Source organism: Brachybacterium tyrofermentans, assembly GCF_014897585.1.
In the GTDB taxonomy this organism is placed as follows: domain Bacteria; phylum Actinomycetota; class Actinomycetes; order Actinomycetales; family Dermabacteraceae; genus Brachybacterium; species Brachybacterium tyrofermentans.
The window spans coordinates 39,439-63,621 of the sequence record NZ_JABUXW010000016.1; the positions used below are offsets into that span (position 1 = coordinate 39,439).

Below are 24,183 nucleotides of genomic sequence, written 5' to 3' on the forward strand. Positions count from 1 at the left end.
GAACCACGCTGTGTCCGTGGGCCACGACAGCGTGCGGACGACCCGGCGCGGATGCGCCGGCTATCAGCCCAGGAGGTGGCGCAGATATCCCGTCAGCAGCACCCCGTCGGGATCCGCAGTCGCCCGTGCTGCACGGAAGTCCTCGAAGCGGGGATGCAGAGCGGCCAGCTCGCGACGGCCCAGCCAATGCTGCTTGCCCCAGTGGGGGCGGGCGGCGAACGGGGCGAGGATGCGCTGGACCATGAGCAGATAGGGCCCGGCCTCCTCGCGGTGATGGCGGTGCGCGGCGAGGTAGACGGTGTCGCGTCCGTACGCGGTCGAGAGCCAGACGTCGTCGGCCGCGGCCCGCCGTACCTCGAGCGGGAAGGTGACGTGCACGCGTTCGTCCTCGAAGCGGGTGCTCAGCGCGTCGAAGGCCTCTTCGAAGCGGTGCGCGGGGATCGCCCATTCCGACTCCTGGAAGCGCACCCGGCGCGGCGCGGTGAACACCGAGGCGGAATCATCCACCACGCGCGGGCCGGCGAACAGGCGCGAGGTCCTCGAGATTGGCGTCGAAGGCGTCGAGGTCCAGGACGGCGACGGGCCGCTCTGACCGGCCCTCACGGGTGAGCGCCCGGTCGATCCGGGCGATGCGGGTGCTCCGCGTCGGCCGGTTCGCCTCCATCGGCATGCCTCAGACCTCGGGTCCGGGAGTCTCAGGCCCGACGGCGGGCGAGGATCTCGTCGAGGTGCAGGTTCTGGGCGGGGGCGTAGGCCTCGTCGACCGCTTCGAGCTCCTCGACGGAACCGCTCTCGAGCGGCACCGAAGCGGGCTGCATGCTCTGACGATGTGCGGCGTGGCGGGTGGCGAGGTCATCGACCTCGCCGCGCAGCGCGTAGGTGGGGCGCGGGACCGGACGCGGGGTCCACTCGCCGGCGGCCGTGACCTGATGGGCGGCGCGCTCGGCCGTCGCCTCGAGCGGTGCGCGCTGCACAGGCTTCTCGCGCTTCTCGGGGGTGGAGCGGGCGATCGCGGGCTCGACCGCAGGGGCGGCCGCGGCGCGACGAGCGGTCTCCTGCTGGGCGCGCTCCTGACGGTTCAGGGTCGCCGCCCGGGTCAGACGGGCCCGACGATCCAGCTCGGCCCGACGCAGGCCCACGAGATAGGTCATCACGGCGACCGCAGCGATCGCCGGCACCCACCACGCGACGATCCCGGCGACGGCCAGGGCGATCAGCGCGAGGGTGAGCGCGCTCATCCCGGCGAGGAGTACCTTCATCAGTCGGCGCGACCGGGTCCGCTCCTCGAGGAGGTCGATGCGGGCCCCGGGCACCGCGTCGAAGCGTGGTCGGCTGGTGGGGTCAGCGGGACGCAGAAGGAGACGGTCCTGGGACATGGCGGCATTCACCTCGTGGGAAGAGCGACGGGAGTGGACGGCCGCGGACAGGTCCCGGGCCTCCGAGCTCATCTCGGAGAGCTCCGAGGCGCGTGCGCGCCCCATCACCTCGCGGCGACTGGCAGTGCGCGGCAGGGCATACGCCACCCAGAGCAGCAGCAGAAGGCCGAACAGGACGGCACCGAGATTGATTGACTCCACATCTCTACAGTAATGACACCGATGTGATTTCCCTGGTCACCCCGCGGGCGTGTCGGGAGGGAACTCCCGATGAAGTCTGGCGAGAACTCCGCGCCCGTCATGTCCGGTGGCGATCTCCTCGGCGGTGAGCGCGAACACGAGATGATCTCTCCACGTTCCGTCGACATGGATCGCCGAACGTCTCAGCCCCTCGGGACGCAGATGCAGCTTCTGGACCACCCGCAGGCTCGAGGCATTCTCCGGGCGCACCGTCACCTCGATGCGGTGGATGCCGAGCTCGGCGAAGAGATGATCGATCACCAGGGCCACCGACCGCGGGACGAGGCCCGCTCCCGCCTGATCCCGGTCGATCCAGTAGCCCAGCACCGCGCTGCGCAGCGCTCCGTACTGGATGGGTCCTGCCGTGATCTGGCCGACGACCCGGCCCCGCACGGTGATCATCAGCGGAAGGTAGAGCCCGAGGCGCGCCTGCTGCTCGTTCCAACGTCGCAGCGTGGCGAAGGGTATCTGCCGGGCTGGGCGATCAGGGTCTGTGGCATCCCATGGGCGCAGCCAGTCACGGTTTCGCTCACGCAACCGCTCGAAGTCTGCGCGGTCACGGCGTCGCAGGGGCCGCAGAGCGAGCTCCCCGTCGCGCAGTGTCAGCGGCCACACGTGAACCATCGCGTCATCGTAGACGGAAGCGGCCCCCTCCCCGTGCACGGTCCAGGCGACCGATCCGGCGCGGGCGGGGCAGGCGGGTCCACCCCTCGGAGGAATCGCCGTGCACCTCGGGCACCATGGCCTCGGCCGGAACTCCGAAGCTGCTGGAATCAGCTCGCTGAGGGCCACATAAAGCCATTCACAGATGCCGGGACGGCCTTCAGAAGGAATGAGACCGGTGTGTGCAAGAACTCGGTGCGGGAATGACACCCGTGCGAGGTCCGGCGGCCGCGTAGTGCTCGAGGGGATATGGGAGTCTTGGCTCATGGATACCGAGGCGATGGCGGCTCGCAAGAAAGTGCTCCGCACCACAGTGCGGGCACGGCGCACACGAATCTACGGCGGCTCCGAGGGCGCTCAGCGGCGCGCGCAGGAGTCGCACCAGCTCCTCGCCCACGCGGCGCCCCTGATCGAGCGGGTGCGCGCCGCGCTGGAGAGCGGCGCCGGGGCGGACCGGTCCGGTGACCCTTCCAGCACTCTGCTCGTGGCCGCCTATCACCCCACGCCCACCGAGGCCGATGTGATGCCCCTGGCCCGACGGCTCGCCGATCTCGGCGCCCAGCTGATCTTCCCCGTCGCCGCGGGCCACGAGCTCGACTGGGTGTCTTGGGATGGGACGTCCCCTTTCGTCGACTCCCCCGGCCGCGGCTTCGGCAAGGAGCCCACCGGCCAGCACCATGGACCCGATGCTCTCGCGCACGCGCATCTGGTGCTCGCACCGGCGGTAGCGGTGGATCGTGCGGGGACCCGGATCGGCCACGGCGCCGGCTACTACGATCGCGCTCTGTCCAGGATCTCCTCCCGGACCGAGGTCGTCGCGGTCGTGCATCCCGACGAGGTGCTCGACGCCGGCACGCTCCCCCGGGGCGAGCACGACGTCCCGATCCCGGCCGCGCTCACCGCCGCAGGCCTCGTCTGCCTGGTCACGATCGATGGTCCCGGAGCCCCGGGATCGATCCAGGGGTCGTAGACTCCTCACGGTCGCGTCGTCCGCGGCCCTGTTGAGAGAACATTCCGGAGGACTCCGCGTGCCCACCTATGTCTACGCCTGCAAGAGCTGCGGTCATCGGTTCGAGCAGTACCAGAGCTTCAGCGAGGATTCGCTGGTGACCTGCCCCGAGTGCACGCAGGACGCCCTGCGCAAGGTCTTCGACTCGGTCGGCATCGTCTTCAAGGGCCCTGGCTTCTACTCCACGGACTCCGCATCGTCCTCCGCCGCCTCCGTGGCCTCGGGTTCGAGCAGCTCCTCGAGCGAGTCGAGCTCCTCCAGCGAGTCGAGCTCCTCCAGCGAGTCGAGCTCCTCGACGCCCGCTGCGACCTCCACCTCGGGCAGCACCTCCAGCAGCGGCTCCTCGACCTCCGCACCGGCGGCTGCGGCGGCCCCCGCCTCCTGACACCGGGACCTCTCCTCCCCAGGGGCGGTTCATCCACCGCGAGCGGGGTCGACGAGATCGGTGCCTGCGCGCCGACCTAGCGTCCTCCGCATGCTCACCTGGATCCGTGCTCAGCTTCCTCTCCTGCGTCGCTCGGTGCGTCGCCGACGCCGCACTCTTGCCGTGCTCGTCGCCGCGCTCCTGGTAGCTGCCCTCGCCCCTGCCCTGCTCCCCCCGACGGTCCGTGGGACCTCCGTCGTGGTGACCGCTGTCGACCTCCCGGCCGGCACGGAGCTGTCCGAGCACCAGCTGCGCGAGGTGCGGATCGCGGCGGAGCTGGTCCCGACCGGGGCGCCGACCTCGCAGGAGGACGTGGTGGGCCGGGAGACCGCGCTGCCCCTGCCGGCCGGTGCTCCCGTGCTTCCCGGGGTGCTCACGGGCGGGGGCCCGACGGAGCTGCCCGAGGGGTTCGTCCTGATGGCCGTCCCGGTCCCGTCGGCCCTCGTCCCCCGGCTGACACCGGGGGTCGAGATCGAGATCCTCAGCACGGGTCCGGACCTCTCGTCCCCCGAACGCATCACCGCACGGGTTGTCGAGCTCCCCGCAGCGCAGCCCACCGGGTCCTCGCTCGTGGCGCCGGGGGCAGGGGCCTCGACGGAGATGGTGGTCGCGGTGGAGCGAACACGGTCAGGAGACCTCGCCCACTCCCTCCACGAAGGTTGGATGAGCATCTCCCTGATCGGTTAGAGTCCCGATGGACCATGTCGACGGTCCGTCTCCCTCCCCTCCTCAGTAAGGATGTCCCATGAAGGGCTTCAAGGACTTCGTCATGCAGGGCAACGTCATCGACCTCGCGGTCGGTGTCGTGATCGGCTCCGCGTTCACCGCGCTCATCGGTGCGTTCGTGGACAACCTGATCCAGCCGATCATCAACGTCTTCGGCGGCGGCAACGTCAACGGCCTCGCCTTCAAGATCACCAACGACTCGACCCTGGTCGACATCGGCGCGATCCTCTCCGCGATCATCGCCTTCCTGATCACCGCGGCCGTCGTCTACTTCGTCTTCGTGCTGCCGATCTCGCACGCCCGCAAGATCGACCGCCGTCGTCGTGGGCTCCCCGAGGAGGAGGAGACCGCTATCTCCGAGGACATCGCGCTCCTCACCGAGATCCGCGACGCCCTGGTCGTGCAGCGCGGCGGCACCACCCCGCCCCAGGCCTGAACGATATGACCGGTGCTCACGCACCGCACCACCTCGACGCGGGGCGGGACCTCTCGGTCCCGCCCCGCGTCGGTCGTGTCGACCCCGATCCACCTCTCAGCGCCGAGAGCACGATGGTCGACCCGGAGCTCGGGACGATCATCGACACCGTGATCGACTGGTTCCGGCACCACGGCCGCGATCTCCCCTGGCGCCACGAGGACACCAACCCCTGGGCCGTGCTCGTCTCCGAGGTGATGCTGCAGCAGACCCCGGTGGTCCGCGTCCTGCCGCGCTGGACCGACTGGATGCAGCGGTGGCCGACGCCTGCCGATCTCGCGGACGCGCCGACAGCAGAGGTCCTGCGGGCATGGGACCGCCTCGGGTACCCGCGCCGGGCGCTGCGGCTGCAGGACTGCGCGCAGACGATCGTCCGTGAGCACGGCGGCGTGGTGCCCCGCGGGATCGAGGCGCTGCGGGCGCTGCCCGGGATCGGCGAATACACTGCGGCGGCGGTGACCGCCTTCGCCCACCATGAGCGAGCAGTCGTGGTGGACACCAACATCCGTCGGGTGCTCGCTCGCAGCGTGCAGGGGCTCGCCCTTCCCGCCCCGTCGTACTCCGCCGCCGAACGCGCCCTGGCCACCAGGACCCTTCCCCCGCAGCGTCATCGATCCGTCGCCTGGAACCAGGCTGTGATGGAGCTCGGGGCGCTCGTGTGCACGGCCAGGTCGCCACGATGCGGGCAGTGCCCGCTGGCCGAGGCCGGGTGCGCGTGGGTGGCCGCGGGCAGCCCGGCGGCGCCCGAGGGGTCCCGGCGTCGCCAGGCCTTCGAGGGCACCGATCGACAGCTGCGGGGACAGATCATGGCTGTGCTGCGACGTGACGGGGAGGCGACGCACGCGGCGCTGCTCGCGCTGGACGCCGCAGATCCTGAGCGGGTCGTCCGATGCGAGGCCTCGCTCGTGACAGACGGGCTGGCGGTGCGCTCGGCAGGACGGCTCAGGCTGCCTTGAGGTGCCCTGGGGCGTCGGTGGCTGAGGAACCCACGGGCGTCGGTGGGTCGCTCCGAGAACGGCGTCGGGCACGGAATGGGCCCTGGCCCGCAGCGACGTCCGGCGAGGACGGCAGGTGCTCGGCGGTCAGTCGCCCGCGACCAGGGCCTTGATCATGCGGGTGTTGCCGAGGGTGTTGGGCTTGACCCGTGCCAGGTCGAGGAACTCCGCGATGCCCTCGTCGGGCGATCGCAGAAGCTGGTTGTAGATCTCCGGGTCCACGACGTCGGCCATGACCTCGAACCCGTGCCGCGTGAAGAACTCGACCTCGAAGGTGAGGCAGAAGACGCGGCTCAGGCCCAGCTGCAGAGCGCGGTCGAGCAGCGCATCCAGCAGGCGGTGGCCCAGCCCCGTGCCCCGTTGGGCGTCGCTCACCGCGAGCGTTCGGACCTCGGCGAGGTCCTCCCACATCACGTGGAGGGCTCCGCAGCCCACGACCATGTCCTCGTCATCGACGGCGACCAGGAACTCCTGGACGGCCTCGTAGTAGGAGACCAGGTCCTTCCCGAGCAGGATCCCCGTGTGGGTCATCGGCTCGACCAGCCGATTGATCCCGCGGACGTCAGCAGGCAGCGCCGGGCGGATGGTGAGGGTCATGCGGGACTGTCCTGACTCTGTGCGGGAATGCTTTCGGACTCGGTGAGGAGCAGGTCCTCCGCGGTGGAGCTCGGCTCCTCAGCTGCGCCTGCCTGCTCGGAGTGGCCAGGATCCGCGGGGTGGCCAGGAGACGCCGCACGGTCAGCATCAGCCGTGTGCGCGCTACCAGCCGCTTCCTCGGCGCCAGCAGTGCCGTCCGTGTCGGCAGTGTGGTCGGCGTCAGCAGTGCCATCCGTGCCAGCAGCGTGGTCGGCGCCAGCAATGTGGTCGGATGCAGCGGCGTCGCCGGCCCCTGCCGCGTCACCGGCGTTCCTGTCCGCCCGCCGGTCCAGCGCCTTGTGCACGGCGTTGATCACGCGCTCCACGACGAGGGCGAGCACCACGGCTGCCACCAGCGCTGCGGTGATCGCCAGCAGATGGTGCTCACCGAACCAGGCGCCCGCCACCGCACCGATGGCGCAGGAGTAGACCGCCCACACGAAGGTGGACAGCAACGACCGGGGCCAGAACTCCTTGTGCGGGTAGCGGACCGCTCCGGCGACCAGGTTCACCGCGGTGCGGCCGAAGGGGATGTAGCGAGCGGTCATGAGGAAGACGAGAGCTCGTCGTTCCAGGCCCGTCTCGGCGGCGACGACGGCCCGTCGTCCCTTGCCCTCCCGCAGGAATTTGAACCGCTGCCACCCGATCTTCCGACCCAGGAAGTAGCCGAGGTTGTCCCCCGTCCAGGCCCCCATCCAGGCCGCGAGGCCGATCAGGATGATGTAGGGGCGGCCGGAGGACGACCAGAGCGAGGAGAGCGAGACGATCGTCGACTCGCTGGGGATCGTCGGGAAGAAGCCGTCGAACGCCGCGAAGCCGTAGACGAGGAGGTAGATCCACCAGGCGTCGGCGACGACCATGATCCAGTCCTCGACCTGGCCGGTCAGGGACAGCATCCAGTCGACGAATCCGCCCATGCGATCTGTCCCTCCGGTTCCTCGGTTCTGGCGACGGCCTCAGCGCCGCCTCGGTAGCACTGCCCTGCGAGAGGCTCCGCCGTGGGTGGAGCCCCTCGAGCGGTGCATGCTGCGGCGGGCGCTCGCGCACCGTCGCGATCCGGAGAGGCCGGCCCGGTCCTCGCGGACAGGGCCGGCCTCACACCGGTCAGGAGGCGCTGGCCTCCGCGTTGTCCGTGTCCGAGTTCGCCGTCCCGTCAGGACGGGACACCTCCTCGGCACGGGCCTTGGTCACCGACGCCACGTCGACCAGCTCGGTGATCGACTCGAGAACACCGTTCTCGTCACGACGGTTGAAGGTCAGCTCGCCGAGGAGACCCTCGCCCTCCGCGTCGACGACGATCGTGTCGCCCACGTGGACCTGGCCGAAGAGGATCTTCTCCGAGAGGACGTCCTCGATGTCGCGCTGGATCGTGCGGCGCAGGGGCCGCGCTCCGAGGACCGGATCGTAGCCCTTCTCGGCGAGCAGCTTCTTGGCCCCGTCGGTGAGCTCGATGGTCATGTCCTTCTCCGCCAGTCGCACGGCGAGCTTCGCGACCATCAGGTCGACGATCTGCACGATCTCGTCCTGCGACAGCTGCGGGAACACGACCACGTCATCGACGCGGTTGAGGAACTCGGGCTTGAAGTGCTGCTTGAGCTCCTCGTGGACCTTGGACTTCATACGCTCGTAATCGGTGTTCAGATCGCCGCCCGCGGTGAAGCCCATGGAGACGCCCTTGGCGATGTCCCGGGTACCGAGGTTGGTGGTCATGATGATCACGGTGTTCTTGAAGTCGACCACGCGACCCTGGGAGTCCGTGAGCCGGCCGTCCTCGAGGATCTGCAGCAGCGAGTTGAAGATGTCCACATGGGCCTTCTCCACCTCGTCGAACAGCACCACGGAGAAGGGCTTGCGCCGCACCTTCTCGGTGAGCTGGCCGCCCTCGTCGTAGCCGACGTAGCCGGGAGGCGAGCCGAACAGGCGCGAGGCCGTGTGCTTCTCGCCGAACTCGGACATGTCGAGCTGGATGAGCGACTCGTCGTCCCCGAACAGGAACTCCGCGAGCGCCTTCGCGAGCTCGGTCTTCCCGACGCCGGTGGAGCCGGCGAAGATGAACGAGCCACCGGGACGCTTGGGGTCCTTGAGCCCGGCACGGGTGCGGCGGATCGCCTGGGACAGCGCCCGGATCGCCTCGTGCTGACCGATGACGCGCTTGTGCAGCTCGTCCTCCATGTTGAGCAGACGCGAGGACTCCTCCTCGGTGAGCTTCACGATCGGGATGCCGGTCGAGGCGGCGAGCACCTCGGCGATGACCTCCTCGGAGACCGTGGTCACCGCATCGGTCTCCCCGTGGCGCCAGGCCTTCTCCTTCTCCTCGCGCTGCGTCTTGAGCTGCTGCTCCTCGTCACGCAGGGAGGCGGCGAGCTCGAAGTCCTGCCCGTCGATCGCCTCCTCCTTCTTCGTGCGCGCGGTCTCGATCTGGGCGTCGAACTCCTTGAGCTCGGGCGGCGCGGTGAGACGACGGATGCGCAGACGTGCACCGGCCTCGTCGATCAGATCGATCGCCTTGTCCGGCAGGAAGCGGTCGTTGACGTAGCGGTCGGCGAGGTTCGCGGCAGCCACCAGCGCGGCATCGGTGATGGTCACGCGGTGATGCGCCTCGTACTTGTCGCGCAGCCCCTTGAGGATCTCGACCGTCAGCGCCACCGAGGGCTGATCCACCTGGATCGGCTGGAAGCGGCGCTCGAGGGCCGCATCCTTCTCGATGTGCTTGCGGTACTCCTCGAGGGTGGTCGCCCCGATGGTCTGCAGCTCGCCGCGGGCCAGCATCGGCTTGAGGATGCTGGCGGCATCGATCGCGCCCTCGGCGGCACCGGCACCCACGAGGGTGTGGATCTCGTCGATGAACAGGATGATGTCGCCGCGGGTGCGGATCTCCTTGAGCACCTTCTTCAGGCGCTCCTCGAAATCACCGCGGTAGCGGGAGCCGGCGACCAGCGACCCGAGGTCGAGCGTGTAGAGCTGCTTGTCCTTGAGCGTCTCGGGGACGTCCCCGGCGGTGATCGCCTGGGCCAGGCCCTCGACGACCGCGGTCTTGCCGACGCCGGGCTCGCCGATCAGCACGGGGTTGTTCTTGGTGCGGCGCGAGAGCACCTGCATCACCCGCTCGGCTTCCTTGTCCCGCCCGATGACAGGGTCGAGCTTGCCCTCGCGGGCAGCCTGGGTGAGGTTGCGGCCGAACTGGTCCAGCACGAGCGACCCGGCGGGCTGGCCCTCGGACGGGCCGCCGGCCGTGGCCGGCTCCTTGCCCTGGTAGCCCGAGAGACGCTCGATGACCTCCTGGCGCACAGCCGACGGCTCGGCCTTGAGGCGGGAGAGGACCTTGACGGCCGTGCCCTCGCCCTCGCGCAGCAGGCCCAGCAGGATGTGCTCGGTGCCGATGTAGTTGTGTCCCAGCTGCAGCGCCTCGCGCAGGCTCAGCTCGAGCACCTTCTTCGCGCGAGGAGTGAAGGGGATGTGGCCGCTCGGGGTCTGGTTGCCCTCGCCGATGATGTCGCGAACCTGCTCGCGCACTGCATCGAGGGTGACGCCGAGGGCTTCGAGCGCCTTGGCGCCCACGCCTTCAGCCTCATGGATCAGCCCGAGCAGGATGTGCTCGGTACCGATGTAGTTGTGATTGAGCAGCCGAGCCTCGTCCTGCGCCAGGACGACGACGCGGCGGGCGCGATCGGTGAAGCGTTCGAACATGGTCCTCCCCCGTCCGGTGGTGGTGATGGATCGAGACTACGCGGGTTCGGCCCGGAAGCCGCGCCTGTTCGCCGCTGGCGTGATGCGCAGCCGGCCCGGTGCCGACACGGCCCGTCCCCGCTCCTGCGATCAGGCTCTTCCGGCTCCCTCCTCCCGGCCTCCCGCGCCCAGCCCCGAACACGGGCCCGGGTCTGGGCCGGGGTCTGGGTGACTGCGTCGTACCTGCCCCGCACGGCGCAGCGGTCGACTAGCATCGATCACGTCGTGACCGGCACGTACGCCGGTCCAGCGAGGAGTAGGACGCGATGCCAGCACCGCATGCCGTGACCGACCGGGCCATCGATGCGATCAAGCAGATGATCATCGACGGCGAACTCGGTCCCGCGGACCGTCTGCCCCCGGAGAAGGAGCTCGCCGAACGCATCGGCGTGAGCCGCAACTCCCTGCGCGAGGCCGTCAAGGCGCTCTCGGTGATCCGCGTGCTCGACGTGCGCCAGGGGGATGGCACCTACGTCACCTCGCTCGCGCCGAGCGTGCTCGTGGAATCCCTGGGGTTCATCCTCGACCTGCACCAGGGGTCCGGCGAGGGACAGATCCTCGAGGTGCGGCGGCTGCTCGAGCCGACAGCTGTCGAGCAGGCCTGCTCGCATCTGAGCGAGCATGACTTCGAGCGCCTCGAGCAGCTCATGGTCGACCTCTCCGACCACTCCTCGGTCGAGGAGCTGGTGCAGGCGGACATCGACTTCCATCAGCTCATCACGAGTCGCTGCCCCAACGCCTATCTCACCTCGATGCTCGAGGGCCTCGCGAGCGCGACCGCCCGGGCCCGGGTCTGGAGAGGACTCACGGAGGATGCCGCCGTGGAGTCCACGCTCGCCGAGCACCGCCGCATCCTCGACGCGCTGAAGGCCGGTCGCGGAGATCTCGCGCGGGTGCATGCCGCCGCCCACATCGGTGGCGTCGAGAGCTGGATCCAGAAGGGGACCACGGTCGTCTGACCGACGTCGCGCCCGCCACCACCCGGAGTCAGGGCCTGTCGTCGGCCGCCCGCCGGTACACGCGCTCCGCTGTGCCGTGCAGGACCAGCTCGCGGTCCTCGACCGGCAGCTCCGTCAGCAGCGCCAGCAGGTCGCCCGTCCCGGATCGGAGATCGAAGGGCACGGGGGCGATCGGCCAGTCGCTGCCGAACATCAGCCGCTCCGGCCCGAAGAGGTCCAGGGCCAGGTCGACAGCGGCGCGGAGATCCTCGACAGCGGCGTACCCCTGACCGCTCGTGGACAGGCCCGAGAGCTTCGCGACCGTCGTCCCGCACCCGGCGAAGCCCCGCAGGGCCTGCTCCCAGCGGGCCATCTCCCGTGCGTCCCCCAGCGGCGGCTTGCCGAGATGATCGAGCACCACGACCAGGTCGTCGACCTCGCCGGCGAGGCGGGTCGCCTGGTCGAGATGCCGAGGGTAGGCATCTGGGACATCCAGCGGCAGCCCGCGGCCGGCGAGCAGCGCCAGACTCCCCCGGACCGCAGGCCGGTCCAGGAAGCCCGGATCCGGATCATCGTGGACGAGATGGCGCACGCCCACGACCCGGCGCATCATCGCGGCGTCGTCCAGCATCGTCGCGGTGTCCACGGGATCGGCGAGCGGCAGCCAGGCGACGACGTCGACCCGGTCCACGCTCCCCTGGCCTGCCTCGGCGTGCGCCTCGACGAGCTCTGCGGCGTCCAGCATCGCGCGGGTGTCCTCGAGCGTGTCATCGGCCTGCACCAGGACGACGCGAGTGGTGCCGAGCGCGCCGTGCTGCGGGGCGACCTCCTCCCAACGGGCGTCGCGCCGCAGCGCCTCCGGCGCTCCCTCGAGCCAGCCGTACCCGCCGCCGGAGCGGTCCCACAGGTGCAGATGGGTGTCCGTGAGGCGGATGTCGGTGGGAACGGTGTCCGAGAGGTGGGCCCCCGTGCGACGGGCCTGCGCCGCCTCACGCACCGATCTGCTCCCACAGCTCCTCGAGGATGACCTGGTCGATGCGCTCGATGTTCTGGCGCACCTGGTCCGCCGTGCGCATGCCCAGCACGACCGAGGAGATCGCCGGGTGCCGCAGCGGGTAGCGGATCGCCAGGTCCGGCAGCTCGACCCCATGCTCCTCGGCGAGCGCGGCCAGCTCACGTGCTCGCTGCAGGAGGTCCTCGGGGGCGTCGCCGTACTCGTACTTCGCCGTATCGGGCACCACAGGTCGCGAGAGGATCCCGGAGTTGAACACCGAGACCGCCACGACCTCGACACCGTGCTCGAGGCATGCGGGCAGCAGCTCCGCCGCGGCCGGCTGCTCGAGCAGGGTGTAGCGCCCGGACATCATGACCACGTCGATCAGGCCGGTGCGTGCCGCGCGCGTGAGCACGCCGGCGTCCTTGGAGCCCACGCCGATGCGGCTGATGAGCCCTTCGTCGCGCATCGCGACGAGCGCGGCGAGCGCCTCGTCCATCGAGTGCTCCTCGGGCGCCTCCTCGGGGTCGTGGAGGTAGAGGATGTCCACGCTGTCCAGGCCCAGGCGTTCGAGCGAATCGGCGTGGCTGCGACGGATGCCCTCCTCGGTCATGTCCCAGCGGCGCACGAAGTCGTTCGGCACGGCGAACTCGTTGTCCATGTCGTCACCGTCGCCGGGTCCGGGGACCAGCAGGCGGCCCACCTTCGTCGAGATCAGGTACTCCTCGCGGGGATACGGCGCCAGCAGCGCGCCGAGGCGCCGTTCGCTGGTGCCGACCCCGTAATGGGGCGCCGTGTCGTACATGCGGATGCCGCCCTCCCAGGCGGCCTCGACGGCGCCGCGGGCCTCCTCCTCGGTGGTGACGCGGAAGATGTTCCCGAGCTGGGCGGCGCCATAGCCGAGCTCCGGCAGGCGGGCCGGTCCGGGACGGCGGTGGCGGGCGGACTCGACGGGACCGGGAGTTGCGGACTCCATGGGCTTCACTCCTCGAAGGTGGGGATCGGCGGGCTGCTCTGCGCGCCGGGGGCCTGATCGAACCACAGTTCGATCACCGGCAGCAGGACGTCCGGCCGACGGATGGGCAGGGTCATCGTCAGCACGTCGGAGCCGAGACCTGCCGGGGTCATGTTCATGGCCTGCTGGTCGGGATCGATCGTGCTCAGGGCGACCTCGGACCCATCATGCAGGAACCGAGCGAAGCGCACCGCTCCCGACAGGCCGGGCAGGTGGAGGTGCTGCATCGGCCAGGTCGTCAGGTGCACGTACAGCCGGTCCCCGCGCTGGGTGAGCACGGTCCCCTGCGGCGCAACCAGGCCATCGGCCGGGCCCGCTCCATGGACCGAGGCGGAGTGCAGGTCCATCCACTCCCCGATCCGGCGCAGGATCTCCCGGTCGGGCGACGAGACGGCTCCGCGGCCGTCGGGCCCGACGTTCAGCAGGAGGTTGCCGCCCTTGGCCACGGAGTCCACAAGCATCCGCACCAGCAGGTCGGGACTCTTGTGGTCGTGGTTGTCGCGGTCATACCCCCAGGATCCGTTGGTGGTCTGGCAGACCTCCCAGCGCAGGGGATCGCCGCCTGAGGTGGCAATCGGGGCGGCCGGCTGGTACTGCTCGGGGGTGACGAGGTCGCCGGGGATGCCGAGCCGGTCGTTGACCACGCAGGTGGGCTGCAGCTCGCGCACCATCGCCAGCAGTGTCTCCGCATCCCAGTCCTCGGGGCCCTTGCCGTCCCGGTCAGGGTTGGTGAAGTCGAAGAAGAGGTAGTCGATCCTCCCGTAGTTCGTGAGCAGCTCCCGCACCTGGGCATGGAGGTACTTCCGATAGCGGCCCATGTCGCGGTGGGAATTCAGCTCCGCGGCGTCCTCCCGGTCGCGCAGCGGATGGCTGACATCGATCGTGAAATCCGGATGCGCCCAGTCGAGCAGCGAGTGGTAGAAGCCGACGTGGAGGCCCTCGGCGCGCAGCGCGTCGACGAACTCGCGCACCAGATCGCGGCCGCAGACGTCCGGCGCCGAGTAGTCCGTGTGCTCCGTCTCGAACAGGCAGAATCCCTCGTGGTGCTTGGTGGTGAGCACGGCGTAGCGCATGCCGGCCTCGCGGGCCCGGCGGGCGATATCCGGGGCGTCGAACCGATCGGGATCGAAGAACTCCGTATAGCTGCTGTAGTCCTCGAGGGTGCGGTGCTCACGCGTCATCGACCATTCGTGCCGCGCCGGGATCGCGTAGAGGCCGAAGTGCACGAAGAGCCCGAACCGGGCGTCGTCGAACCAGGCGTGAGGGTCGGCGTCGACGCCTTCGAGGCGCGACGCCGGCGAGGGTGCATCGATGCGGCTCACGGGAGGAGCTCCTTCCAGACCGGGCCGTCCGGGAAACGGTGGTCTGCGATCGACCCGGCGTGCATCCGGGCACCGATGCCGGGCTTCTCCGGCGGGAGATAGCGCCCGTGCTCAAGCCTCACGGGTTCGACGAAGTGCTCGTGGAGATGGTCGACATGCTCGATTCGGCGATCCTCGAAGGAGCCGCTGATGGCCACGAAGTCGAGCATCGACAGGTGCTGGACCATCTCGCACAATCCCACTCCTCCTGCATGCGGGCAGACAGGGATCCCGAACTTGGCGGCCAGCAGCAGGATCGCAATGTTCTCGTGAACTCCCCCGACCCGCGTGGCGTCGATCTGCACGATATCCACCGCCCTCGCCTGGAGCAGCTGCTTGAACATGACGCGATTGTGCACGTGCTCGCCGGTAGCGACACGGATCGGCGCGATGCGCCGGCGGATCTCGGCGTGCGCGAGGATGTCATCAGGACTGGTCGGCTCCTCGATCCAGTACGGATCCTGGGGACGGAGGGCATTCATCCAGTTCTCGGCTTCCTGGACCCCCCAGCGCTGGTTGGCATCCGCCGCGATGGGGAAACCCTCCCCCAGCACCTTTCGGGCGATCGAGAAGCGCCGGATATCGTCGTCGAGATCCGCACCGACTTTCAGCTTGACCATCTCGAAGCCGTCGTCCGCTGCTTCGCAGAGAAGTCGCTCGAGCTTCTGGTCGTCGTAGCCCAACCATCCGGGCGTCGTCGTGTACGCCGGGAACCCCTTCGCTTCGAGCTCCTCGATCCGCTCCGTGCGACCAGGGGCTGCACGTTCGAGGATCCCCAGCGCCTCCTCGCGCGTGAGGGCGTCCTCGAGGTACCGGAAGTCGACAAGATCGACGAGCTCACGGGGGGAGAGATCCGAGAGCACTCTCCACAGCGGCTTGTCCTCGCGGACGCAGCGCAGATCCCAGAGCGCGTTGATGACCGCACCGATCGCCATCTGCATGACGCCCTTCTCCGGACCCAGCCAGCGCAGCTGGGAGTCGGCCGTCATCGCCGCACCCGCCGCTCCGACGTCACTCAGGACCTCGTCGACGTCCCGGTTGAGCAGATGATGCGATAACGCACGGATGGCCGCGCCCTGCACGTCGTTCCCGCGACCGATCGTGAAGACCAGACTCACGCCGCTGTCGCCGTCGGAGGTCCCGATCTCGAGATAGGCGGCCGAATAGTCAGGGTCCTTGTTCATCGCATCGGAGCCGTCGAGCGAAGTCGACGTCGGGAACCGGACGTCGGTGACGTCGAGGGTCGTGAACGTGGGCATCGAGTACTTCCTTGCAAGACGTGGGTCGTTGCGCCCGCGGCACGGACACCAACAAGACCTCGGATGTCTGACGAGACTACCGCACTCCCAGTCCAGACCCAAGACCTGCACCCCCGATTCGCCGCCCGCAAAGCCCCAGGTCAGAGACACTCCGTCGATGAGCCGTAATGCTAGATGACAGAAATGGTCCAACATCACTGAAAGTCTTGCCGCACCCATCGGGCCTATGTATTAGTCCGTATGTTCCACCACACACATCCGGCGTACTGGCTGAGGAGTCTTCGTGAACGATCCCGACCGACCCACCTGCTCCTCGCACCCGTCGGCCCCCGCGGCCGACGGAGGACCCCAGCGCCGCACCGGCAAGGTGTCCCGACGCGCCTTCCTGGAGCGCTCCGCGTCCTCGGGCGGTGCCGTGGTGATCACACCCGCGGTGCTGGCCGTTTGCAGCGGCGAGGACGGCACGGAGGAGATCACGGGGGGCGACGACTACGCCCCCGGCAGCGCCGACCTCCAGGTGGAGATCGCACCCGAGATCGACGGCATCCTGTATCCCGAGGAGTACGTCGGCCCGCGTGCCCGCGAACTCGAACCGTTCGGCGACGGCACGACCGACTTCACCATCCTCAGCCAGACCGATCCTGAGCTCGACCTCGAGACGAACTACTATTCGACGCTGGTCGAGGAGAAGACCGGGGTGAAGGCGACGTACGTGACCGTGCCTGCCGGTGAAGATGGCAAGACGAAGGTCAACGCGATCGTGGCCAGCGGCGAGCTCCCCCACGCCCTGATGGTGGGTCAGGACATCTTCAACCCGTCGGAGATCAGCATCTACGGGCAGCAGGGACTGTTCATCCCGCTGGACAAGCTCATCGACGAGAACGCGCCGCACATCCTGGACATGTTCGACTCATTCCCCGATATGCGCCAGCAGTACACGGCTCCCGACGGGAAGCTCTACGCCGTGCCGTCCATGAACGACTGCTACCACTGCAAGAGCGCCAACGTCCGCACCTGGATCAACCAGGACTTGCTGAAGGGCATCGGGGCGAGCGCCCCTGAGTCGCTCGAGGACTACGCCGCCGTGATGGACGAGTTCCGTGCCTACACGGGCAAACCCGACGGGTCGGTGATGACCACGACCGATGCCGACACCATGCTCCAGCTCTTCCAATTCTTCCTGGGGTCGTTCCTCGAGGTCCCCGACCTCTGGATGCGTCGCGCCGGGTCGACGCTCGAATGGCACCACCAGGATCCGGCCTTCCGAGAAGGCATCATCTGGATCCAGGAGCAGTTCGCCGCCGGGAACTTCGATCCCGGGATCTTCTCGAACACGGCTGAGCAGTACCAGAAGCTCGGCGACGGCGTCGACGGGCCCCGCTTCGGGGTCGGGTACGGATACTCCACCTACCAGTTCAGCAGCATCGCCGACTACACGGACCCCGACAGCGCCGCCCTGATCATGACGCCGCTCGCCCCGATGGCCGGCCCGGGCGGAGTCCGCACCGCGCAGTGGGATCACTTCTCCTACGGCTACCTCAACTACGTCATCACCCCGGAGTGCCCCGACCCTGTGCAGCTGATCCGATGGGCCGACTACCAGTTCGAGCTGGGTCTGACCATCTCCGTCGGTCGCGGCGAACAGGGAACCGGCTGGGAGTATGCCTCCGAAGGCCAGAAGGGGATCGACAGCCAGCAGGCCGTGTACGAGGTGCTTCCGACGCCGGAGGATCTCAAGAACACGGCATGGCGCGAGTGGGGCCCGTTGTACAAGTCCATGTCGCAGCGCCACGGCGAGGCTGTCCAGGAGTCCAATCCGTCGGTCGAGCCGATCCTCTTCCGGGCAGCGGAGCTCTACGAACCCTTCGCCACACCGGAGGAATCAGGGGTGCCTCCCCTGGTCCTCGACATGGATCAGTCGGCACAGATCGGTGAGATCACCACCAATCTGGAGAGCCATCTCAAGCAGACCATGGCGGCCTTCGGGACGGGTGCCAAAGACGCGAGCGACGACGCCGCGTGGGACGAGTACATCGCCACGGCGAAGGCTATCGGCATCGACGACTACGTCGAGATCCATCAGGCCGCGTACGACACCCAGAACGGATGACACCGCTCCCGGCCCCCAGTGCTCCCGCACCCGCCGCGCCCGGAAGAGAGGTTCCCCCGACATGACAGCTCACGCCCCTCCCGCCCCCGCCGCGGAGAGTGCCCGTCGACGCATCAAGGACCCGAGATCGGACCGTGTCCTGAATGTCGTGCTCCTGGTGCTGCTGGCTCTGTTCACACTGACGATCGTCTATCCGTTCGTGTACATCATCAGTGCATCGCTCTCCAGCCCGACCGCCGTGTCCTCCGGCGAGATGTGGCTCTGGCCGGTCGGGTTCAGCCTGGACGCCTACCAGGCCGTCCTGGACTATCCGGCCATCACCCGCGGATTCCTCAACTCCCTGCTGTACTCGGGCACCGCCATGCTGATCGGCACGGCGGCCACCGTGATGGGCGGCTACGCCCTCTCACGATCGGACCTCGTGGGTCGCAATGCCTTCACCCTCGTCTTCGTGCTCACGATGATGTTCTCCGGCGGCATGATCCCCACCTATCTCGTGGTCCGAGATCTGGGCATGCTCAACACGATCTGGGCGATGATCCTGCCGGGCGCGGTGAGCGTGTGGCAGCTGATCGTGACACGCACGTTCTTCCAGACCACGATCCCCCACGAGCTGCTCGAGTGCTCGCGGATCGATGGCGCGAGCGACGTGCGGTTCTTCACCAGGATCGTGCTGCCTCTGTCCAAGCCGATCCTCGCAGTGAACCTGCTGCTCTACGGCGTGGCCACCTGGAACGCGTACTTCAACGGGCTGATCTACCTCACCGATGAGGACCTCTACCCGTTGCAGCTGGTCATGCGGAACATCCTCCTCGAGAACACCTTCGACCCCTCGAAGATGGTCGGTGCCAACCCCGACCGCATCGCGGAGATGCAGCAGCTGGCCGACAAGCTCAAATACTCCCTCATCATCATCGCGTCCGTCCCCCCGCTCATCGCCTATCCGTTCGTGCAGAAGCACTTCGTCAAAGGCATGATGATCGGTTCCCTGAAGGGTTGAGAACATGAGCACGGACCAGCAGACATTCGTCGACCAGCTACGGGTCGACGACACCCCCACCCGACGCAGGAAGCGCTCGTCGCCCCCGGTCGCCGGACAACGCACCGTCCCTCTGTCGAAGAAGCTGAAGCGCTCCTGGCAGCTGTACCTGCTCCTCCTGCCAGCAGTCGTATGGGTCGTGCTGTTCGCGTACTGGCCGATGTACGGCATCCAGATCGCGTTCCGGGACTTCACCCCGGTCGGCGGAATCACGGGATCGGACTGGGTGGGCCTGAAGCACATCGAGAAGTTCGTGACCAGCTACAACTTCTGGCCGCTGCTGAGCAACACGCTCATCCTGGCCTTCTACGAGCTGATCGCGGGGTTCCCGATCCCGATCATCCTCGCCCTCGCGCTGAATGCGGTGCGCCAGAAGTACTTCTCGCGGATCGTCCAGCTGATCACCTACGCCCCGAACTTCATCTCCATCGTGGTCGTGGTCGGCATCCTCGTCATGCTGCTGGATCCGCAGATGGGCATCGTGCCCCACACCTTCGAGCTGCTGGGGCTCACCCCACCCGCGTTCCTCACCGATCCAGGCTGGTTCCGCCACACCTATGTGTGGTCGGGGATCTGGCAGACAGCCGGCTTCAGCGCCATCATCTATCTCGCCGCCCTGACCTCCGTGCCGCCCGAGCTGCACGAAGCAGCCAAGGTCGACGGCGCCACGCACGTCCGCCGCATGTGGCACATCGATGTGCCGGCGATCCTTCCCATCGCCATCGTCCTGATGATCCTCAATGTCGGATCGATCATGAGCGTCGGCTTCGAGAAGGTCCTCCTCATGCAGAACCCGCTGAACCTCACCACGTCCCAGGTGATCGACACCTACGTCTACGAGGTCGGGCTGAAGAGCCCCATCCCCCAGTACAGCTACGCGACGGCCATCGGACTGTTCCGCAGCGTGGTCGGACTGATCCTGCTGGTCACGGTGAATTCCTTGGCCAAGCGCGTGACCAAGGCCGGATTGTTCTGACCTCCGTACCAGCTGTCGCCATCCGTTGTCACCACCGACGCTCCACTCGACGAGACGAGGAACCACCCATGCACACCGTTCCGCAGCACACTCCTGACGACACACCCAACGGTCACCATGTCCGCCGACGCTCCGTCCTTGCAGGGCTCGGTGCCGGGCCTGCCCTGGCACTGCTCGCAGGGTGCTCGACGGACAGCGGCGGGGGTGCCGGCGACGTCCCGAAGGTCGACTACGAACAGGGCTCGTCACCGCTCTCGGTCGAGCTGGGTGCGGAGATCGACGGGGTCCCCTACCCCGAGGGATATGTCGGACCCAAGGCGCGGGAGTCCGAGCCGTTCGGTGACGGGTCCACAGAATTCACCGTGCTCGCCCGCAGCGAGGCCGGACTGGATCTCGCGACCAACGCCCATTCCCTGCACCTCGAGGAGATGACCGGGGTGCACATCGCCTATCAGACCGTTCCCCAGGGCGATGAGGGATCCCCGAAGGTCAATGCCATCATCTCGAGCGGGGATCTGCCCGACGCGATGATGCTGGGACCGGAATGGATGGGGGGTTTCACGAAGAGCCAGCTCTACGCCTACGGCACCCAGGGACTCTTCCTCCCTCTCGACAAGCTGATCGATGAGTTCGCTCCGCAGCTGCAGGAGCTCTTCGAGCAGAATCCTGACCTGCGCGCTTCCTGGACTGCCCCCGACGGTGCGATGTATGGGATCCCCGCAGTCAACCAGTGCTACCACTGCGCATCGTCGGCCTCGCGCACCTTCGTCCACCAACCGACCCTGGAGGCCGCCGGATGGACCGAGCAGCCCGCCACCCTGGACGAGTTCGAGCAGATGCTGCGTGACATGAAAACCGCGAACCCGGACATCCTGCCGCTGAGCGGCGACAAGGACAATCTGCCGTTCGCGCTGATCAGTGCACCCTTCCTCGATCTCGGCATCAACCGGCTCCGCAAGGACGGAGACACCATCGTCTACACCCCGTCGGACGAGAAGTTCCGAGAGGTGCTCACGGTGGCGGCCAGACTGGTCCGGGACGGGCTCTTGGACCCCAACACGTTCACTCGCGACAACGAACAGTTCAAACGCCTCACGATGGATCCGGCCGGTACACGCGTCGGAGTGTCACAGATGCCCCACCACCACTCTCTGCTGGACGTGGACTACTACGATCCGAAGTCGCTCTGGAACGAGTACGTGGCCCTGGCGCCGTTCAGCGGCCCCCACGGCGACCCCGTCATCCCGTGGAACGAGTCCCATGGCGATGCCGTCGGGCTGGTGATCACCAGCGCCTGCTCCGATCCGGAGACCATGGTGCGCTGGGCCGACCATCAGCTCGGTCTGCTGCCGACACTGGAGTTCAGCTATGGGCGGCAGGGAGAGCAATGGGACTGGGCGGGCCCCGATGTGATCGGGATCGACGGCCGCGCAGCCATGTATGCGGCGATTCCCCAGAAGGATGGCTCGCCCGACAACACGACCTGGCCGGAGTTCCATCCCCATAACTCGAGCATGGATGTGCGACACAGCCTGGGAGTGGACGAGAAGACCTCGATCGAGCCCGCGCTCTACCGGGCCGGGAAGCTGTACGAGCCCTTCCGGAATTCGCTCGAAGAACTCTTCGTGCCCCCGTTCTTCAGCGCGGACCAGGCAGCGGAGGTCGGCGAGCTGCGCGCGAACCTCGACAGCCTGTACGCCCAGAACGTGACGAAGATGTGCCTCGGTGAGCTGGACCCCGCCGATGATGCGGACTGGGAGTCCTATCTGGCGGCCTTCCACGCCGCGGGGCTCGAGAGATACCTCGAGGTGCTGACCACGGCTGACTCGGAACGCGCCTGAGGATACCGAGTGAGCGCTCCTGCGCTTATTTCGTGCACGTCTCCACGCTCCTCGCCCCGCGGTCTCGCGGCGCGAGGAGCGTCAGGCACCGCGAATCACGCGCCCGGGCGCTCCGTCGTCGCGCGATAGGCGATGGTGGAATCGGGCACGGGCGCACCGGTCGCGTCGTGGACCACCGCTGCCTCCAGGAGTGCTCCCTCACCGCTGAGCTCGACCACGAGCGCCGAGGTCCGCACCGTCTGCTCGAGCCGGTGGATGCGGCGCACGCCGACGGTGGCCCCGGAGGCGAGCACGGTCCCGTCCTCCAGGAGGATCCGGTGGCTGGTGACGCGCTGCCCGTCCTCGAGCCGTTCGACGAGCTCGACATGGTCGACGTCCGTCTCCGCCCCCAGATCGACACGCACAGTGTGGCCGTCGGCCGTGAGCGTCCCGGGATGCGGGGAGCCGAAGCGCTGCTCGAGCGCCGCTGCGAACTCGCGCACGCGCGCGGCGTCGGCCGGATCGATGCGGCCGCGGCGGTCCGGTGGGATGTTCAGCAGCAGGTTGGCGCCGAGCCCGATCGAGCGGTCGTGGATCGCCAGCAGATGCGACAGCGACTTGGGCTCCTCCCCCGGCTGCCAGAACCATCCCTTGCGCAGGGAGACGTCGCATTCCGGCGGCAGGTAGACGGCCTCCCCGGTCTCCACAACGTCGTCGTCGTAGTTGTTGAGATCCGTCGAGGTCGTCACGTACTCGACGGGATCGGCGGCCAGGCCGTCCTCATTGCCCACCCAGCGGATGGTCGCCGGGCCCATGTTGAAGATCATCGCCTGCGGCTGCAGCTCGGCGGCGAGCGCGCCGATGGCGTCCCAGTCGTACTCGCGACCGGCGGAGCCCGCTCCGTCGAACCACAGCTCGGACAGCTGCCCATAGTTCGTGCACAGCTCCCGCAGCTGGGCGAGGTAGAACTCGTCATAGGCGGCGGCGTCCTCGTACTGCGGGGCGTTGCGGTCCCAGGGCGAGGCATACAGACCGAGCTTCATCCCGTAGCGGGCGCAGGCGTCGGCGACCTCGCGCACCACGTCCCCGCGGCCGTCCTTCCAGGGCGAGGACGCCACGGAGTAGTCGGTGGTGGCTGTGGGCCACAGGCAGAATCCGTCGTGATGCTTGGCGGTGACCACCACGTACTTCGCGCCCAGCTCCTGCGCGGTCCGCACCCATTCGTCGGCATCCAGCTCGCTCGGGTCGAAGCTCTCCGGCGTCAGGGTGCCGTCGCTCCACTCCTTCCCGGCGAAGGTGTTGACCCCGAAGTGGAAGAACACTCCCAGGCCGTCGCGCTGCCAGGTCAGCTGGGCGGGAGTCGGGGTGAGCGGTGCCTGGGCGGTCCGGGGAGCGGGCGGGAACATGGTCGGCGCCTCGTCGCGCGGAGTGGATGCCATGGGATCAGTCAACCAAAGATCGGGCCTTTAGGGGAAGCCCGTCCACGTTGTTCTCGGCTTCCGTCGCGCCAGTTCCCGGGACCGCCTCTTGCTTACCCCCAGACATCGGGCCTCTGCGGCACGAGACGGTGGAACAGCTCACAGCTGCGCCCGCTACCCTTTCCTCCATGAGTCGATCCGGAGCGCCCGCGGGCCCGACGCATGTCCCCGCCTGGGTCATGCACATGAACGAGATGATCGAGCACGTCTATCTGGTGCTGCGGATCAACATCGTCTGGACCCTGCTCAGCCTCCTGGGCCTGATCGTGGCGGGCGTCGCACCGGCCGGCGCGGCCGCGGGCGACGCCTTCATCGCCTCGCGGCACGGAGCGCCGGTGAAGGTGCTGCCTCTGATGTGGGAGAGCTACCGCCGTCAGTTCGTCAGCGCCAACCTCCGGATGCTGCCTCTCATGGTGGTCCAGCTCGGCTCGGCGTCGATGATCTGGATCGTGCTGGGCGGAGGCGCCGCGAACTCGACGATGGCCGTCGTCCTGTCCGGGATCGCCGTCGTGAGCGCCGCCTGGTCCACGGTCAGCGTCGCCCTCCTGATGACGGTCCCGCGGGTCCGTCGCCAGGACGTCCTGGTGGCGTGGCGGCTGGCGATCCTCCTCCCCGGGGCCGTGCCCCTGCGCTTCATCGGTCTGATCCTCCTGCTCGCCGTGTGGATCGTCGTGTGCACCGTCCTCTGGCCGGTCGCCCTGCTGGTGGGCGCGGCCACGGGGATCGATATCGCCACGACCCTGCTGAGCCGACGGGTCGAGCTGCTGCTGGAAGATCTCGAGGCCTCCCGCGCCGTCACCGTCTGACGCCTCCCGGAGTCGGCCGACGGGCGGCGGTGCGCCCTCCCACCCGGTCGACAAGGGATACGCTGGACGCCACGGCCGCCCCATCGCGCGCGAGAGATCACGCAGCGCTCCCCGGGT

The 24,183-nt window shown here is 68.3% G+C and carries 23 protein-coding genes; 11 read left to right on the top strand and 12 right to left on the bottom strand.

All coding sequences use genetic code 11. The features are described from left to right. Nucleotides 1-63: 63 nt before the first annotated feature. From INT49_RS12860 to INT49_RS12870, 4 genes are read right to left on the bottom strand one after another with little or no spacing between them, the layout of a single operon-like run. Nucleotides 64-510 carry a D-arabinono-1,4-lactone oxidase gene (locus INT49_RS12860; protein WP_319021614.1) on the bottom strand — a complete coding sequence of 149 codons (447 nt, stop codon included), beginning with the start codon at nucleotides 508-510 and terminating at the stop codon, nucleotides 64-66. Continuing rightward, nucleotides 500-670, bottom strand: coding sequence for a hypothetical protein (locus INT49_RS21170; protein WP_226850515.1), 171 nt, complete (start codon nucleotides 668-670; stop codon nucleotides 500-502). The genes INT49_RS12860 and INT49_RS21170 overlap by 11 nt, the downstream gene beginning before the upstream one ends. A 25-nt stretch (nucleotides 671-695) precedes the next feature. Then, on the bottom strand, nucleotides 696-1,577 hold the full coding sequence (locus INT49_RS12865; RefSeq protein ID WP_193118149.1) for a hypothetical protein: 882 nt from the start codon (nucleotides 1,575-1,577) through the stop codon (nucleotides 696-698). A gap of 36 nt (nucleotides 1,578-1,613) precedes the next feature. Then, the gene (locus tag INT49_RS12870) at nucleotides 1,614-2,240 is read right to left on the bottom strand and encodes a GNAT family N-acetyltransferase (protein WP_193118150.1); all 627 of its coding nucleotides are present in this window, start codon (nucleotides 2,238-2,240) and stop codon (nucleotides 1,614-1,616) included. A gap of 304 nt (nucleotides 2,241-2,544) precedes the next feature. Here INT49_RS12870 and INT49_RS12875 point away from each other — a divergent pair, with 304 nt between their 5' ends. The 5 genes from INT49_RS12875 (at nucleotide 2,545) to INT49_RS12895 (ending at nucleotide 5,869) form a co-directional block, all read left to right on the top strand. After that, nucleotides 2,545-3,249, top strand: a complete 705-nt coding sequence (locus tag INT49_RS12875; protein ID WP_193118151.1) for a 5-formyltetrahydrofolate cyclo-ligase — start codon at nucleotides 2,545-2,547, stop codon at nucleotides 3,247-3,249. 58 nt (nucleotides 3,250-3,307) lie between these two features. Then, nucleotides 3,308-3,673, top strand: a complete 366-nt coding sequence (locus tag INT49_RS12880) for an FmdB family zinc ribbon protein (RefSeq protein ID WP_193118152.1) — start codon at nucleotides 3,308-3,310, stop codon at nucleotides 3,671-3,673. A 90-nt stretch (nucleotides 3,674-3,763) separates the two neighbouring features. Continuing rightward, on the top strand, nucleotides 3,764-4,399 hold the full coding sequence (locus tag INT49_RS12885) for an SAF domain-containing protein (RefSeq protein WP_193118153.1): 636 nt from the start codon (nucleotides 3,764-3,766) through the stop codon (nucleotides 4,397-4,399). A 58-nt stretch (nucleotides 4,400-4,457) separates the two neighbouring features. Further along, nucleotides 4,458-4,874: a large conductance mechanosensitive channel protein MscL gene (gene mscL, locus INT49_RS12890; protein WP_193118154.1), complete on the top strand. Its 417-nt coding sequence runs from the start codon at nucleotides 4,458-4,460 to the stop codon at nucleotides 4,872-4,874. Between the two features lie 113 nt (nucleotides 4,875-4,987). Continuing rightward, nucleotides 4,988-5,869 carry an HhH-GPD family protein gene (locus INT49_RS12895; RefSeq protein ID WP_193118210.1) on the top strand — a complete coding sequence of 294 codons (882 nt, stop codon included), beginning with the start codon at nucleotides 4,988-4,990 and terminating at the stop codon, nucleotides 5,867-5,869. A 126-nt stretch (nucleotides 5,870-5,995) separates the two neighbouring features. Here INT49_RS12895 and INT49_RS12900 read toward each other — a convergent pair whose 3' ends face one another. From INT49_RS12900 to INT49_RS12910, 3 genes are all read right to left on the bottom strand, one after another. Continuing rightward, on the bottom strand, nucleotides 5,996-6,505 hold the full coding sequence (locus INT49_RS12900) for an amino-acid N-acetyltransferase (protein WP_193118155.1): 510 nt from the start codon (nucleotides 6,503-6,505) through the stop codon (nucleotides 5,996-5,998). Next, on the bottom strand, nucleotides 6,502-7,461 hold the full coding sequence (locus tag INT49_RS12905; protein WP_226850467.1) for a DedA family protein: 960 nt from the start codon (nucleotides 7,459-7,461) through the stop codon (nucleotides 6,502-6,504). The genes INT49_RS12900 and INT49_RS12905 overlap by 4 nt, the downstream gene beginning before the upstream one ends. Before the next feature lie 187 nt (nucleotides 7,462-7,648). Then, a complete protein-coding gene (locus INT49_RS12910) occupies nucleotides 7,649-10,231 on the bottom strand; it encodes an ATP-dependent Clp protease ATP-binding subunit (protein ID WP_193118156.1) in 2,583 nt (860 codons plus the stop codon). Nucleotides 10,232-10,536: 305 nt separating this feature from the next. On the opposite strand from INT49_RS12910, the gene INT49_RS12915 reads away from it, so the two are divergent. Next, the gene (locus INT49_RS12915) at nucleotides 10,537-11,229 is read left to right on the top strand and encodes a FadR/GntR family transcriptional regulator (RefSeq protein ID WP_193118157.1); all 693 of its coding nucleotides are present in this window, start codon (nucleotides 10,537-10,539) and stop codon (nucleotides 11,227-11,229) included. Nucleotides 11,230-11,257: 28 nt separating this feature from the next. Here INT49_RS12915 and INT49_RS12920 read toward each other — a convergent pair whose 3' ends face one another. From INT49_RS12920 to INT49_RS12935, 4 genes are read right to left on the bottom strand one after another with little or no spacing between them, the layout of a single operon-like run. Further along, complete coding sequence (locus INT49_RS12920) at nucleotides 11,258-12,205, bottom strand: amidohydrolase family protein (protein WP_319021615.1); 948 nt, start codon at nucleotides 12,203-12,205, stop codon at nucleotides 11,258-11,260. Next, a complete protein-coding gene (locus INT49_RS12925) occupies nucleotides 12,198-13,178 on the bottom strand; it encodes an aldo/keto reductase (protein WP_193118158.1) in 981 nt (326 codons plus the stop codon). The genes INT49_RS12920 and INT49_RS12925 overlap by 8 nt, the downstream gene beginning before the upstream one ends. A gap of 5 nt (nucleotides 13,179-13,183) precedes the next feature. Continuing rightward, complete coding sequence (locus INT49_RS12930) at nucleotides 13,184-14,530, bottom strand: alpha-L-fucosidase (RefSeq protein ID WP_193118212.1); 1,347 nt, start codon at nucleotides 14,528-14,530, stop codon at nucleotides 13,184-13,186. Between the two features lie 5 nt (nucleotides 14,531-14,535). Then, nucleotides 14,536-15,837 carry an enolase C-terminal domain-like protein gene (locus INT49_RS12935; protein ID WP_193118159.1) on the bottom strand — a complete coding sequence of 434 codons (1,302 nt, stop codon included), beginning with the start codon at nucleotides 15,835-15,837 and terminating at the stop codon, nucleotides 14,536-14,538. A 283-nt stretch (nucleotides 15,838-16,120) separates the two neighbouring features. Between INT49_RS12935 and INT49_RS12940 the strand changes: the two genes are divergently transcribed. The 4 genes from INT49_RS12940 (at nucleotide 16,121) to INT49_RS12955 (ending at nucleotide 21,803) form a co-directional block, all read left to right on the top strand. After that, nucleotides 16,121-17,947 carry a type 2 periplasmic-binding domain-containing protein gene (locus tag INT49_RS12940; RefSeq protein ID WP_193118160.1) on the top strand — a complete coding sequence of 609 codons (1,827 nt, stop codon included), beginning with the start codon at nucleotides 16,121-16,123 and terminating at the stop codon, nucleotides 17,945-17,947. Nucleotides 17,948-18,008: 61 nt separating this feature from the next. Then, a complete protein-coding gene (locus tag INT49_RS12945) occupies nucleotides 18,009-18,947 on the top strand; it encodes a carbohydrate ABC transporter permease (RefSeq protein ID WP_193118161.1) in 939 nt (312 codons plus the stop codon). 4 nt (nucleotides 18,948-18,951) lie between these two features. Further along, nucleotides 18,952-19,962: an ABC transporter permease gene (locus INT49_RS12950; protein WP_193118162.1), complete on the top strand. Its 1,011-nt coding sequence runs from the start codon at nucleotides 18,952-18,954 to the stop codon at nucleotides 19,960-19,962. Nucleotides 19,963-20,030: 68 nt separating this feature from the next. Then, nucleotides 20,031-21,803: an extracellular solute-binding protein gene (locus INT49_RS12955; RefSeq protein WP_193118163.1), complete on the top strand. Its 1,773-nt coding sequence runs from the start codon at nucleotides 20,031-20,033 to the stop codon at nucleotides 21,801-21,803. A gap of 95 nt (nucleotides 21,804-21,898) precedes the next feature. Here the strand turns inward: INT49_RS12955 and INT49_RS12960 are convergent, their stop codons facing one another. Then, entirely contained in the window at nucleotides 21,899-23,221 is a 1,323-nt protein-coding gene (locus tag INT49_RS12960; protein ID WP_226850469.1) for an alpha-L-fucosidase, read from the bottom strand. Between the two features lie 167 nt (nucleotides 23,222-23,388). Here INT49_RS12960 and INT49_RS12965 point away from each other — a divergent pair, with 167 nt between their 5' ends. Then, complete coding sequence (locus tag INT49_RS12965; RefSeq protein WP_193118164.1) at nucleotides 23,389-24,066, top strand: DUF624 domain-containing protein; 678 nt, start codon at nucleotides 23,389-23,391, stop codon at nucleotides 24,064-24,066. The last annotated feature ends 117 nt before the right edge of the window (nucleotides 24,067-24,183 follow it).

Excerpts from the sequence above, each read along its gene's own strand:
- INT49_RS21170 (WP_226850515.1), bottom strand. The coding sequence starts at position 670 with ATGCCGATGGAGGCGAACCGGCCGACGCGGAGCACCCGCATCGCCCGG.
- INT49_RS12870 (WP_193118150.1), bottom strand. The coding sequence starts at position 2,240 with ATGGTTCACGTGTGGCCGCTGACACTGCGCGACGGGGAGCTCGCTCTG.
- INT49_RS12875 (WP_193118151.1), top strand. The coding sequence starts at position 2,545 with ATGGATACCGAGGCGATGGCGGCTCGCAAGAAAGTGCTCCGCACCACA.
- INT49_RS12885 (WP_193118153.1), top strand. The coding sequence starts at position 3,764 with ATGCTCACCTGGATCCGTGCTCAGCTTCCTCTCCTGCGTCGCTCGGTG.
- mscL (WP_193118154.1), top strand. The coding sequence starts at position 4,458 with ATGAAGGGCTTCAAGGACTTCGTCATGCAGGGCAACGTCATCGACCTC.
- INT49_RS12895 (WP_193118210.1), top strand. The coding sequence starts at position 4,988 with ATGGTCGACCCGGAGCTCGGGACGATCATCGACACCGTGATCGACTGG.
- INT49_RS12900 (WP_193118155.1), bottom strand. The coding sequence starts at position 6,505 with ATGACCCTCACCATCCGCCCGGCGCTGCCTGCTGACGTCCGCGGGATC.
- INT49_RS12905 (WP_226850467.1), bottom strand. The coding sequence starts at position 7,461 with ATGGGCGGATTCGTCGACTGGATGCTGTCCCTGACCGGCCAGGTCGAG.
- INT49_RS12910 (WP_193118156.1), bottom strand. The coding sequence starts at position 10,231 with ATGTTCGAACGCTTCACCGATCGCGCCCGCCGCGTCGTCGTCCTGGCG.
- INT49_RS12915 (WP_193118157.1), top strand. The coding sequence starts at position 10,537 with ATGCCAGCACCGCATGCCGTGACCGACCGGGCCATCGATGCGATCAAG.
- INT49_RS12925 (WP_193118158.1), bottom strand. The coding sequence starts at position 13,178 with ATGGAGTCCGCAACTCCCGGTCCCGTCGAGTCCGCCCGCCACCGCCGT.
- INT49_RS12935 (WP_193118159.1), bottom strand. The coding sequence starts at position 15,837 with ATGCCCACGTTCACGACCCTCGACGTCACCGACGTCCGGTTCCCGACG.
- INT49_RS12945 (WP_193118161.1), top strand. The coding sequence starts at position 18,009 with ATGACAGCTCACGCCCCTCCCGCCCCCGCCGCGGAGAGTGCCCGTCGA.
- INT49_RS12950 (WP_193118162.1), top strand. The coding sequence starts at position 18,952 with ATGAGCACGGACCAGCAGACATTCGTCGACCAGCTACGGGTCGACGAC.
- INT49_RS12955 (WP_193118163.1), top strand. The coding sequence starts at position 20,031 with ATGCACACCGTTCCGCAGCACACTCCTGACGACACACCCAACGGTCAC.
- INT49_RS12960 (WP_226850469.1), bottom strand. The coding sequence starts at position 23,221 with ATGGCATCCACTCCGCGCGACGAGGCGCCGACCATGTTCCCGCCCGCT.
- INT49_RS12965 (WP_193118164.1), top strand. The coding sequence starts at position 23,389 with ATGAGTCGATCCGGAGCGCCCGCGGGCCCGACGCATGTCCCCGCCTGG.